This window comes from Pleurocapsa sp. PCC 7319 (assembly GCF_000332195.1).
GTDB lineage: Bacteria > Cyanobacteriota > Cyanobacteriia > Cyanobacteriales > Xenococcaceae > Waterburya.
The window spans coordinates 3,668,013-3,680,526 of record NZ_KB235922.1 but is presented as its reverse complement, the minus strand read 5'-3'; the positions used below and the strand labels follow the sequence as shown (position 1 = coordinate 3,680,526).

Below are 12,514 nucleotides of genomic sequence, written 5' to 3'. Positions count from 1 at the left end.
ATCAACTATTACAGACAACTGTTTAAAGTGGCAACTGCTGAATTAGCTAAAGCTCTTAAATGATAACCGCCTTCTAAACCAAATAATGGGTATCTGGTAATTTGTAGTACATACTTCGTTAATAAATCGTAATCATTAGGTTGTAAGGAAATAGCGGCTAGGGGATCATCATCATTAGCATCATAACCAGCGCTAACAATTAAGAAGTCTGGTTGCCAATTTTGTAAAAAGGGCATTACTTCTTGTTCAAAAACTTGTTGGTAATCTGTAATATTACTTCCTGCAGTCATTGGTAAATTAAGGATATTCTGGTATTTACCATGATCGTTCTGATTACCACCTGTACCTGGATAGCAGGGATGCTGATGTAGCGAACAATAGGCAATCTTTGGGTTATCCCTAACAATCTCTTCGGTTCCGTTGCCATGATGGACATCCCAGTCTAAGATAGCGACTCGCTTAATCTTAGGTTTAGTTAAAGCATAATTGGCTGCGATCGCTGCATTGGAAAATAAACAAAATCCCATAGCAGTATCTCTAGTGGCATGATGTCCCGGAGGACGAGCCAACACAAAAGCAGGGCGATGATGATCTAAAACCTGGTCTACTCCATCTAGCCAAGCACTGACTGCTAACAGTGCCACATCGTAACTACGTTCAGAAATTGGTGTATCCAGATCTATATAACCACCACCTTCACTGGCGACTCGTTTAATCCGCTCTATATGTTCAGAGGTATGAACTTTTTGGATATGAGCTAGTACATTTCTTTGTTCTACAGGTGAAGGCAACTGCCAATCAATCTGCTCTTGCCAATCTACTCCTTTTAAAGCTTCCACAATTGCTGTCAAACGTTTAGCTTTTTCAGGATGACCATAGCCTGTATTATGCTCTAAAAACTCTGAAGAATAAATAACCGAAATCATGTTTACAAGCCTACTATGGGAAGTAAATTAATGATACATCCACAGCAAAAATCCCGCCTCATGGAGACGGGACAGATACTTGAATAAACTTTATAGCTTATAGCTTACAGCTTACAGCTTTTAAAAACCAACGCCATTGGCATCAACCCCAATCAACTGATCTAATTCCGAATTAGAAAGCGCATCTCCACCGGAATCGTCATACTGTTGAATCAGAGCAGAAGCGAAAGGTGCATTGTAGCTAATTCCCACTTCATTAGTTACCCAGTCATCACGTCTATCATTATGCGCATAATCATCTGGAGCATCGGGACCGCCTACAACTGCACCATAGAGAATATTTTCCTGTACTACTGTGGGTTGACCACCTAAGTTAGGAGCAGAACCCCGATGGTGGGGACGCTGAGGATAGTTATCACCAAAACCAATCATATAACTATAGTTGAGGGGATTATCACCCAAAATATAATCCACTTGGTTATTGGCAAAATCACTATAGCGACTATCCTCTTTAACTGTGTCGTTATATAGTTCTGCCAAAAATGCTGTGGCACTGGTAACAGGAATAGAACCCCAGGTGGCACGATGAGCAAATCCCCCAGAAGTATAGTTAATCGCACCTTCGCCATTAATCCATCTATCTAACCAGCCTTCAACTTGATCTTGGAAGAAAGGATCATCACTTTCTTGTGCCAAAATCACTGCTGCGCTATAGGAATGGTCATCTACCGCCCAAGACCAGTCTCCTAGTCCACCAATATTATTCTTAAAATAGTTTTCAGCTTTAGTAAGATAGGACTCTTCTCCCGTAGCCTTGTGTAACCAAGCTGCCCCAGAAGCCAACTCATCCCCGTAGCCACTCCAACTAGTGTAATAAGGATTGGCTGCACTGACAGAATCGGAATATTTGCCTTGATAGGTTTCAGCAAACTCATATAGTTGCTCGGCATTCTTTAACAACTTGTCGGCATAGGTATCATCAACACCTCGGAAAAGCATAGACGCAGCAGCAAAAGCACTAGAGGTAGAAGCAGCTACATCACTGCCAGGATTAGCAGGATCGATAGCAAAAGCATTTCGGGTAGTATTAGCTTCTACAGTCTCAGGTGCGCCCCAATAACCATGATCGTTATTACTACCTCCTTCTCCAACCTGTACCCACAATTTACTGGTATTACCATTGCTATCAGTTTCGTGAGCTTTGAGAAAATAGTCAGTGCCCCACTTGACTGCATCAAGTAATTCATCGAATTGTCCAGATTGTTGGTAGGCTTGTTTGTATTCCACCCCACCCCATGCCAGCATATTGACAGAAGCTGCCATAGGTTGACCGAATTTGACATGGTCTCCCGCATCGAAATAACCTCCTTCTAGGTCGCGACCGACAGTACTACCATCATTGAGGGTAGAATCTTGTCGCCATTCAAGACGGTTATCAGGTCCTAAGTCCCCAGAACGATTGGCTTCGTAAAAGAGGAAATTCTTTTGTAAGGCTTCACCATAGGCAAATTGACCTTGTTGCCCCACTGATTCGCCTTGGTTATCAGGAAAGGGAAATTGATTTAGTTCTTCTACAACTACTGGTTCTGAGTTGTCGACAGGTTCTTCTACAACTACTGGTTCTGAGTTGTCGACAGGTTCTTCTACAACTACTGGTTCTGAGTTGTCGACAGGTTCTTCTACAACTACTGGTTCTGAGTTATCGACAGGTTCTTCTACAACTACTGGTTCTGAGTTATCGACAGGTTCTTCTACAACTACTGGTTCTGAGTTGTCGACAGGTTCTTCTACAACTACTGGTTCTGAGTTGTCGACAGGTTCTTCTTCAACTACTGATTCTGGGGTGTCTAAAGAGTCAATTGAAACTGAATCGATGAATTCGGGGATTATTGCCTCTTGTTGATCCTCATCGATAATGAAGATCGCTTTGAGAGACTGTCCTTGTTGTAAATTTGTTTGGCTGTTTAGACCTTCAATACTATAGTTACCGTCGCCATTGTCGGTTAACTGTACTCCATAGACTTCTCTAATTGTGTAGGGGAGGTTGAAGTCTAGTTTCCAGTTACTGATATCGGATTCTGCTGTTAAATCTACTTCTAGTTTGTATCCTCCATACCAATCTTCAGGAATAAAAGCGTTGATCTCAAAATTTGTAGCCATAAGTAGCTTTAAAGTGTAATTTGTTTAACATCGCTACCTTTATAAAAACTTTACATTGGCTTTACGGTGATTTGAAAAGCCCAATTGCGGTGATTTCACGACATATGAAAAACTGATTGAGATCACTACAATTGGAATGTAATGTGCTAGAGAGACTAGATTATTTTCTTTGTCTTCTGGCGATCGCTCTAGTCTCTAAATGGTGATATGCTTCAGCTTGGGACATTTTGAAGTGCAATAACTCTGTCTGAGCTAAATGATATTGCTGGAGTGGTTTTGTGGGAATAATATTCAAAGCTTGAATAATTTGTTGGGCTATTGCCTTGGCTAATAATGGAGGAACAGAATTCCCAATTTGGCGAAAACCATGCCACTTGGTTGTATGAAACCGAAACCAATCAGGATATGAATGTAATCTTGCCGCCTCTCTGACTGTAATACAGCGGGGAGTGATGGGATGAATCGGGCGAGGGGAGGTGAAAGCACCACGATTACTAGCTGTTCCCGCCCTAAGAGTGCTACACAGACCGTTTAAATCGAGACGATAAAAATGACTAATGCGATCGCTTTGACCGGGAATGGTAGCAGCAAATCTGGTGACAGTTTGTTGACTATGTTTAGTGCGTCGACTACAAGTTAATAATTTTGGGTCATGTTCTCGCTTATAAGAATAATCATCTTGATCGAAAGTTAAATTACGTAGTCTTTTTGCATACTCACTTGGTTGACCATAATTAGCTACTACCCAATCTTGATACTCTAATTCAGGATAATTATTTACCTCAGGAATATCTCCAATCGCGTCTTTGACTGTGGGAGTAAAGGGTAAATTATTTTTAGATGAATGATGTTTCCGAGTTTTGTCTGAAGAGAACAAGACGGGCGAAGAAGCTTTGCCCACTTGATATGTCCGTGAGGAATTAACAGCTTGAATATCCTTACGACCAGGAGGTTGACTGAGAGGTTGAGGATAGTTGGGTAGGATAAATTCAGAGCGGCAACCAATTAAAAATAATCTGTGACGATTTTGAGGAACACCATAGTTGGCAGCATTTAAAACTTGATATTCTTCTTTGACCTGGTAGTTATGGTTTTTAAACTCTTCAATTATGGTTTGCAAAAACTTTTTTTGGCGACCAATGGTAATGCCCCGCACATTCTCCATCACGAAAAATTTGGGTTGCAAATCCAGAACCAGACGCAAAAAATGCCAGATCAAAGTATTTCGTTCATCATCTAAATTACGTTTTCCCATCAGAGAAAAACCCTGACAAGGAGGACCCCCAAAAACCACGTCGATATCGCGATCGCCGATTGCCGATAATTCCCTAATTTCTCTCCCAGTAGTTTCGGTGACACTTTTACAAATAGTTGTCCAAAAAGGGAAATTATACTCATGAACACTAGCATGAATCGGGTCTAGTTCTACCGCTGCCAAGACATCAAAACCTGCTTGCTCAAAACCTAGTGTCATTCCTCCTGCACCAGCGAATAAATCTACAGCTATTGGTCTTTGATTACTCGTAACCATGAAATACCTCTACTGGGAGCTCGATCTAAGATTTTAGTCTGATTGACTGGCGATTGGCTCCGTCATCTCTCTTAGAGAGATCACTCAGAAAATATGATCCAAGTTAACCACTAGCAGGAAAAATATAAGATACAGGGATTAAAGAAAAGTTATTTTCTGTTCCATTCGTTATTTAATTTTGATTACAGGTACTTAATTTTTCCATATTTTTTGGAGGTAGTTATTATCTAGTTTGCCCGATTTTGGCAATTTTTAATACTACCCTTTGATTTTTTATCCTGCTTTAATAAATCAAGTAGTATATGTCTAATAAATACTAAGTTTTCCAAGTATTATTTTTTCTTATTATCGAAATTGTCTTTAGGTTTCTATGACCAATTTCATAATTGACTTAAATTATTTCTCTATGGTCTAATATCCTTGAATATTATCCCCTATTTATTTAGTATTGATTGACAACTTGGTTACAAAAAACTGTTTCTTAGGTTGTTTATATAATTCTTTTTCGACAGAAGTATTTGATATTAGAACTGAATTACATCAAGATTGATTTTATCTTAAATCTAAAATTTTAGAGATATTATTTAAAAGTTGATAACATCCTTGAGTATTTTCAGAATAGCAATTTTAAGGGTTTTACATTTAAGTTGATCTGCTATAATAACTACTAAGTTTCAATTCATTCGTGTTTACCTTGAAATAAAAAATACTATAAATCATAATTTATAATTTTATAGATATCAAATTATAAACGCAATACTCTAATTAAGATGAGCAATAATGATTTCGAAGAAGAATATGAAAAAGTAATCATCAATAAATTGATCGAACTCTCAGAAACAACAAAACTTCTCAAAAAAGATATAATAAATATCAAAAAAGATATGTATAAATTTGAAGAGGATTTGCAAGATATACAACCAATGATTGAAAGTGTTTATAATGTTGTAGGATCTTTAAAGTTGAGTTTGACAATCATCAATATCTTAATGATTATAAGTATTTTAAGCATAGTGTTTTTAACAGTAATCAGTAATCAGTAATCAACATAAAATTGTAGTCTTGTGAATTAGTTATATTCACAAAATATTACTCTTTACGAAACTAAAAAGAATTAACCGCTCCTAATATTTTCAAGGTTTCTTGTTGTGCAGAGGTTAAACCCGTCACTCCAGTAATATTCATCTCTTCGTAAAGTCTTTGAGGTCTAATAATTTTAAGAAATTGACCTGTCGCAACATCCCATAGTGTTATATATTGTAAAGTTTCTAGTTGTAGACAGCGTACCTGTAGATATTCTCTTTCAAGACTTGAAATTTCTTGAGGCTTCTCTCGCGAGGTCAGCAATAAACAACTTTGATGTTTTGTGGCACCAATTAATTTAAACAGTTGTCCATAATCTGGATGACTCTGACAACTATAACTATCTTTCTGGGATTTGGCAGTTTCTAAAATAGATTCGGCATTATCTAAAATTAGTAAACATCTGTAACCAGATAAATATTTTAATAGTATAGTCATTCTAAAATCGAACAAGACTTTGCGACGCGAAGCTAATCCTTTAGGGCATCCTCAAAAAAAGACGTATTTATTCCGCTCCTGGTACTTCCTTGGATGACATCGTTAAATCATACGGAAATTATTTAGAATGACTATATCCCTCTTCTGTCACTCTCCGAGATTTCCTATTAATAAAAAAATTTCAAAAGCAACAATATCAATTCGTTGAGCCGTTTGTAGTTACATTTTCGTCATTTGAGCGCCCGATTAAATTTATACTCAGAAATAACTCAGCAATCATTTAGTAGACAAGGGTTACAGAATTTAGAAATCACAAAAGTTTTCGGAGAGTGACAAAAGAGGGATAACTTATTTTTCTTTGTTGTTAATTGAAATGACTATAATTCCGAACTCCGAATTCCCAACTTCGAACTCACCTTGAGCAAATATTCATGTCGTTTCAAGTATTGTGCGCTACCAGCATCGGCAGCAACAAATTTATTTGATTTGAGGTCAGCTTGCTTGGGTTTTAGCGATCGCAGTACTGGTAAATCCTGTCGTTCTTGAAATATTTTAAACTCAACCATCAGAATCAGCCAGGCTAGCAATCGACCGAGTAACGGTATTTTTACATAATCCTGATAGTAACGAATTGCAACCCAGGAGTTATTTTCATCAATGGGTGTAACTATAACCAGAAGACGTACCTTTGGTGATAATTCAATCAAAGACAATTGGGGAAAAATTACGGTGATTCTAAAAAACCATCCAGGCGATTCTTCAGCAGATTTGCCATCATCCTGGCGTAATTGTCCCCAAGTAGTAATTAAATCACCCTCTGTTTCGACGTGATAAGGATCGATCCGAGTACCTACACCAGGAGTAACAGAGCGATGTACGAAAGGAAGATGATGAATGTCCAAGTTATTCTCCATAATCCGGGCGTAATTAACATTCCATACCTGAGATGCTTCTGCGGTATGTGCCAAATTGGTATCAAGTTGCTTAAATCTAGGTGGTTCGGGTAAAGGCGATCGCTCTTCAGGGCGGTAGGCTACGTCCAATCGCTCTTCACCCCACCAAATCCAGATAAAGCCTTGAGTTTCGCGGACAGGAAAAACTTTTACCTCAAAACCCGGAGGAATTCGAGCCTTCTTTCCTTTACAGGGCATTAGGGTACATTGCCCCTTGGTATCATATTGAAATCCATGATAAGGACACTCAATACAGTTATTCTTGACTCTACCCAAACTGAGAGCAGCACCCCGATGAGGACAGCGATCAATCATGCAAATTACGTTACCTTGAGCATTGCGCCAAAGAACTAAATCTTCGCCCATCCGGCTGATGCTGACTGGTTTTTGCTTGACTTTATTCGCTTCGATGATGGCATACCAATAGTTAGGAATCATAATTGCACCATTTACCTAAGTTTTTGAAAAGACAAGTAAATCTCATGGCATGAACTTCTTTTCCCCTTAAATCAAGCAGAATCTGTCCACCAGATTTTAGAGAAAAATAGGCATTATCCAGCACTCTCCGATCTTCCTCCAAGTTGCTGAAATAACCAAAGGAAGAATACATATTGAGAATGATGTCAAAAGCCTGGACACGCTTAAAATTCCGCATATCATCTTCAACAAACTCGATAGTTGCATTTTGTCGAGATGCATATTCTTGGGCTTTTCCTAGGAGAAAAGGTTGCAGATCGACTCCTGTAACTTCAAATCCTGATTTTTTCAGGGGAATACTATATCTTCCTGGACCACAGCATAGATCGAGAACTTTGCCTGAAGTTCGTCCCAATAAATTTTTAATATTGTCAATTTGTGCTTCTGCTTGCTCAAATGAATCCGTCGGGAACATCCAATCGTAAAATCGATACCAGAAGTCAGTTTGTTCAAACCAATTCATAATCTATATCTGGATATATCTGAATATTCTGTCTGCTCTTGGAAGAAAATACCTCATCGAGCCAGTCAAACATTACCTGATTAGGTAAAGCTGGATTATCGATCTGACAATGGACTTCTCCGCCCTCTTTTTGAGTGAAAATGACTAGCTTGTTTAACGGGTTTGGTAGTTGTTCATAGCACTCGCGGGCAATATCAAGAGTGATTTGAGCTTCCCCTTCCCCCGCCAGACAAAGAGTTGGGCATTGAATTTTACTTAGTTTAACTTTACCAAACAAGAAATATTCACCAGCTTTAACTACACGTCGACAAATATCCTTGGGGTTAAAATTAATTTTCAAACCCATGCGCCAGGCGATCTGCTTAAAAACACTGTTGCTAATTGGGTCTCCGATGCCATGATTTCCCTGCTGTGCTAAGGCAGCACGAAATACATCGGGCATGGCGGGGTTGGCAATTAATGCCTTGATTCGAGGATCGTCTTGAACACCCTGGAAAGCGATGTGTCCCCCCCAACTAAAACCATAAACCGCTAAATTGTCAGGGTTTACTTCAGGACGGGTCAAAGCATAGTCCACTACAGCTTTTACCGAATTTCCCATTCTCGCTCCTAAAAACATTCCGCTCTCAGGATTAACTCCTTGACCGGGCAAATCGACTGTCATGACGTTATAGCCACGCTTAGTACCAGTTAAGCCAGTCATAAAATAACAATCTTCAGCAAAGGTCTCTAGTCCACCTATAACAATGAGAGTAGGACGTTTTTGTTTCCGATCGCCAACTTTCCAGAAATAGCCAGGTAAATGTTTGTCATGAAAGGGAACTTGTATACTCTCAATGGGTGGCTCAAATAAGGAAGCCGCCGTTTGGAAACAGAATTTCATATTTTTCCAGTTGGTTGAAAAAGCGGAATTTGGCGGATTCATGATAAATAAGGGCGCTCGATAATAAGTACAAGCCCGCAAGTATAACTTCCGTCCATTGATGAGATCGCCTCGATTTAAAGCTTGCGAACCTAGTTTCTCTATTTCTTGAGCTAGTTTAAGCCACTCTTGCTGCCAGCTTTCTGCATCGCCATCAACGATCCGTGAGGCGACATTAAAATATTCCTCTGCCTTGCTACCATCGTAAATATGACGACCTAAAATCCAGGCAAAATAGTAGTCCATGTCTTGATGGTCAAAGTACAATTTTTGCTGGCTACGTTGGGCGATCGCTGTCTGTGTAGTTTTCATACTGTTATCAAATTAGGCAATTGATCGATTAGACTTCAAAAATTATTGCCTACCCATAATTTGCAACCATTGGATAATTTGAGCCAGGAAAGATGAAAAGTTAAGCAGATAACTTAAGCTCAACATTACCGATAATTAAAACTTTTCAATACTAGGACTTACGCAGTGAAGCGAATAATCAAATACAGTTAATCAACCAAATTTGATATTACTTGGGAATATGGGGTAAAGAAGATTGATTAGTTATTGCACGTATACAGTTAAGGGCGTACCTAAAATATTTTTTAAGTTCAGTAGTCTTGTTAGCTAAAGCCCGAATTAGAACACCATTACCACTAGGTAGAATCGTTGTTGCCACTTCTATATTGGGACAATTGGCTAATTCTATATTCTCGATGTGTGTAGTCAGAAGATTCAGATCAATATTTGGTAGTACAGCGATCGCACTTCCCATAATGGGTAAAGGTGCAAACAGCTTATTATTTTTGAACGGATTCTCTTTTCCCATTAAACGCATTGCATCAGTAAACAACAATGTGCCTTTTAAGTCTGTCACTTGCAAACGGTTAAAATAATAGTCAAAATCATAATATTCTTGCTTGGCTAATCTACCTGGGAGAATTATTTCAGTTAAAAACAATCTAGCTGTAGAATCCAAATTAATTGTCGTATTTTGCTCTAAAGCTGATTCACTATAAAGAATAATTGGTTCAGGAACAAGCTCTAAACTAGCATTTGCATTAACTATGATTTGAGAGTTAACACTGGCTTTACTGTTAATTTCTGGCATGGGATGCACTTTAGTCGCAGCCTGATCTGTGAGATATAACTGGCTGTTTGCCGCTAGTTGCAGAGAAATATTTAACTCATCTCCAGCGAGTAAGCCAGGAGAAGTATTAATTAAATATAGATAGGCTCGCTCAGAACTAATTCCTTCTAAACGAAATATGGGAGATAAACGCAGAGGAAAAGAAGTGTACTGATGATCGCAAATCGTTTGGCAAGCTTGATTAGAACCGACTATCAATTCCAGGTTATTTTGATATTTGACTTTTTCAATATTTTGTACCATCAATTAGATATTATCTCAGTACAGGACAAAACTTGAACAAGGAAATTGAACAAATCTTCTTGCTCGCCGTCTGTTATGTAAAAATTTTGATTTTGATAAAAAATGACTAATTGCGATCGCTTAACGAGAATTAGTTGCTGGTTTAAAATCTAGCTCTGGTTTAAAATCTAGCTACTGAAAACTCATTCAGCCAATCACTTAATTGCTCCTGTGACATTTGATTAGAAGCTACAGCAAGCATAATATGAACTACATCAACTTCAGAAGCAGTTAGCAAGATTCCATTAATTTGCAGGAAAACTGCCATGACGACGAATGCGGTGCGCTTATTACCATCAACAAAACTGTGATTGTTAGCTATTCCCCAACCAATAGTTGCTGCAAGATCGTAAATAGTAGCTTCTGGATTGTAGTTAGCCAAATTTTGCGCTCTGAACACGGCACTTTCTAACTTGCTTTCATCTAGTATTCCTGGAGAACCACCAAAATTTAATATTTGCTGTTGATGAATTGCTTTAACTTGTTTAACAGTCAAAAACCTGATGTTGCTCATTCCGCTAATTTTTTCAGAGCATTTTTATAGCGAGAACTTACATCTTTTGCTGCTTCCATAACTTCGGCAAATTCTGGATCGTAAGGAGAGAGTAAAATTCCTTCAGGTGTTTCTGTGACATATAAAGAGTCCCCTTCTCGTACCATCAATTTTTCGAGAAGTTCTTTAGGTATGCTTGCACCTAGTGAGTTGCCAATTTTACGAATTTTGAGTTTCACGATTTTGGTAGTTACGAATGTATCTACTATATTAGCAAATTTTCCAAAAACTAATTAGTATTACCTACGATTTCGCGGAATAAAACCGTTTCCAAAATAAAATCCCTCACCCGTTCCAAACCATTTCCCGTTTTACAGTTGGTATAGAAAATAGGTTTTCCTCGTCGGTGTTCTGGTGCTTGTTGACGGATCAAATCTAAGTCGGCACCGACATAGGGAGCAAGATCTATTTTATTGATCACAACCAAATCAGCCTGGACAAAACCTGGACCATTTTTACGGGGTATATCATCCCCGGCACCAACATCGATCACAAAGATATAAGAGTCAACCAAATCATAACTAAAAGTAGAAGCTAAGTTATCGCCACCACTTTCAATAAAAATTAAATCTAATTGAGGGTAAAGCAACTCCAGATCTTTTACAGCTAGTAAATTCATGGTCGGATCTTCACGAATAGCTGTGTGGGGGCAGCTACCTGTTTCGACACCGATAATTTTCGACTCAGGTAAAAATCCTTTTCGCTTGAGGCGATCCGCATCTTCAGTCGTTAGAAGATCGTTGGTGACTACCGCTACTTCAATATTCTGACGAGTTAGCATTGGTACTAAACACTCCAACAGAGCGGTTTTACCGCTGCCTACTGGACCTCCTATTCCCAACCTCGCAACAGATTTACTCATTTACTATTAATCCTGGTAAAATTCCTCATCTTTTATCCTTTCAGACTTTTCCTTCAACTAAGCCATTAAAACCATAAATTTCTCTGCTGCCGGCGATCGCAACTAAGTTGACAATTTTCTCATCCCCTGGCTCGAATCGAACGGCGGTACCAGCAGGAATATTAAGTCGCATTCCTTTGGTAGCCTCACGGTCAAATTGAAGTGCAGAATTCACCTCATAGAAATGAAAATGAGAACCGACTTGGATAGGGCGATCGCCTGTATTAGCAACCTCTATTTCTAAAGTCTCCCGATCTTGATTTAATTCAATTGTCCCTGATTGGGTAATTATTTCTCCTGGAATCATTATTTGATTACTGATTACTGATTACTGATTACTGAATTGGGTTATGGACTGTAACTAACTTTGTTCCGTCGGGGAAGGTGGCTTCTACCTGAACTTCATGAATCATTTCCGGAATCCCCTCCATCACCTCGTCTCGGCTAAGTATAGTTGTGCCATAGCTCATCAACTCGGCGACAGATCTTCCTTCCCTGGCACCTTCCAAAATAGCTGCCGAAATATAGGCGATCGCTTCCGGATAATTCAGTTTTAAGCCCTTATTTTTACGTCGTTCGGCAAGCAACCCTACGGTAAAAATAGTTAATTTGTCTTGTTCTTGGGGTGATAACTGCATAAAATTTGGCTTTACAATTGAAAGAGTTGGTTTAATATCCTAAATT

At 38.7% G+C, this 12,514-nt stretch carries 14 protein-coding genes; 1 reads left to right on the top strand and 13 read right to left on the bottom strand.

Going from position 1 to position 12,514, the window contains the following annotated elements; translation table 11 throughout:
- Window positions 1–8 precede the first annotated feature (8 nt).
- The 3 genes from PLEUR7319_RS0120730 to PLEUR7319_RS0120720 all read right to left on the bottom strand — a co-directional run bounded on the left by PLEUR7319_RS0120730 (window position 9) and on the right by PLEUR7319_RS0120720 (window position 4,617).
- Window positions 9–926 (bottom strand): histone deacetylase, encoded by a 918-nt coding sequence (locus PLEUR7319_RS0120730; protein WP_019507148.1) that lies wholly within the window; start codon window positions 924–926, stop codon window positions 9–11.
- A gap of 120 nt (window positions 927–1,046) precedes the next feature.
- Entirely contained in the window at window positions 1,047–3,086 is a 2,040-nt protein-coding gene (locus tag PLEUR7319_RS0120725) for a glycoside hydrolase family 9 protein (RefSeq protein ID WP_019507147.1), read from the bottom strand.
- A gap of 160 nt (window positions 3,087–3,246) precedes the next feature.
- Window positions 3,247–4,617, bottom strand: a complete 1,371-nt coding sequence (locus PLEUR7319_RS0120720) for a DNA cytosine methyltransferase (RefSeq protein ID WP_019507146.1) — start codon at window positions 4,615–4,617, stop codon at window positions 3,247–3,249.
- A 770-nt stretch (window positions 4,618–5,387) separates the two neighbouring features.
- On the opposite strand from PLEUR7319_RS0120720, the gene PLEUR7319_RS0120715 reads away from it, so the two are divergent.
- Complete coding sequence (locus PLEUR7319_RS0120715; protein ID WP_019507145.1) at window positions 5,388–5,660, top strand: hypothetical protein; 273 nt, start codon at window positions 5,388–5,390, stop codon at window positions 5,658–5,660.
- Between the two features lie 61 nt (window positions 5,661–5,721).
- Here the strand turns inward: PLEUR7319_RS0120715 and PLEUR7319_RS0120710 are convergent, their stop codons facing one another.
- The 10 genes from PLEUR7319_RS0120710 to ureA all read right to left on the bottom strand — a co-directional run bounded on the left by PLEUR7319_RS0120710 (window position 5,722) and on the right by ureA (window position 12,468).
- The gene (locus PLEUR7319_RS0120710; RefSeq protein ID WP_019507144.1) at window positions 5,722–6,138 is read right to left on the bottom strand and encodes a hypothetical protein; all 417 of its coding nucleotides are present in this window, start codon (window positions 6,136–6,138) and stop codon (window positions 5,722–5,724) included.
- A 377-nt stretch (window positions 6,139–6,515) separates the two neighbouring features.
- The gene (locus tag PLEUR7319_RS36230; protein ID WP_019507143.1) at window positions 6,516–7,529 is read right to left on the bottom strand and encodes an aromatic ring-hydroxylating dioxygenase subunit alpha; all 1,014 of its coding nucleotides are present in this window, start codon (window positions 7,527–7,529) and stop codon (window positions 6,516–6,518) included.
- Window positions 7,519–8,031, bottom strand: a complete 513-nt coding sequence (locus tag PLEUR7319_RS36225; protein WP_019507142.1) for a bifunctional 2-polyprenyl-6-hydroxyphenol methylase/3-demethylubiquinol 3-O-methyltransferase UbiG — start codon at window positions 8,029–8,031, stop codon at window positions 7,519–7,521. Before PLEUR7319_RS36225 ends, PLEUR7319_RS36230 begins: the two co-directional genes overlap by 11 nt.
- Window positions 8,018–9,265: an alpha/beta hydrolase gene (locus PLEUR7319_RS0120695; RefSeq protein WP_019507141.1), complete on the bottom strand. Its 1,248-nt coding sequence runs from the start codon at window positions 9,263–9,265 to the stop codon at window positions 8,018–8,020. The genes PLEUR7319_RS36225 and PLEUR7319_RS0120695 overlap by 14 nt, the downstream gene beginning before the upstream one ends.
- A 208-nt stretch (window positions 9,266–9,473) precedes the next feature.
- A complete protein-coding gene (locus PLEUR7319_RS0120690; RefSeq protein ID WP_019507140.1) occupies window positions 9,474–10,337 on the bottom strand; it encodes an urease accessory protein UreD in 864 nt (287 codons plus the stop codon).
- 160 nt (window positions 10,338–10,497) lie between these two features.
- Window positions 10,498–10,890, bottom strand: coding sequence for a type II toxin-antitoxin system death-on-curing family toxin (locus PLEUR7319_RS0120685; RefSeq protein ID WP_019507139.1), 393 nt, complete (start codon window positions 10,888–10,890; stop codon window positions 10,498–10,500).
- Window positions 10,887–11,108, bottom strand: a complete 222-nt coding sequence (locus tag PLEUR7319_RS0120680) for an AbrB/MazE/SpoVT family DNA-binding domain-containing protein (RefSeq protein WP_019507138.1) — start codon at window positions 11,106–11,108, stop codon at window positions 10,887–10,889. Before PLEUR7319_RS0120680 ends, PLEUR7319_RS0120685 begins: the two co-directional genes overlap by 4 nt.
- 50 nt (window positions 11,109–11,158) lie before the next feature.
- On the bottom strand, window positions 11,159–11,791 hold the full coding sequence (ureG, locus tag PLEUR7319_RS0120675; RefSeq protein WP_019507137.1) for an urease accessory protein UreG: 633 nt from the start codon (window positions 11,789–11,791) through the stop codon (window positions 11,159–11,161).
- A 40-nt stretch (window positions 11,792–11,831) separates the two neighbouring features.
- Entirely contained in the window at window positions 11,832–12,137 is a 306-nt protein-coding gene (gene ureB, locus PLEUR7319_RS0120670) for an urease subunit beta (RefSeq protein ID WP_019507136.1), read from the bottom strand.
- Between the two features lie 28 nt (window positions 12,138–12,165).
- Window positions 12,166–12,468, bottom strand: coding sequence for an urease subunit gamma (ureA, locus tag PLEUR7319_RS0120665; protein ID WP_019507135.1), 303 nt, complete (start codon window positions 12,466–12,468; stop codon window positions 12,166–12,168).
- Window positions 12,469–12,514 lie beyond the last annotated feature (46 nt).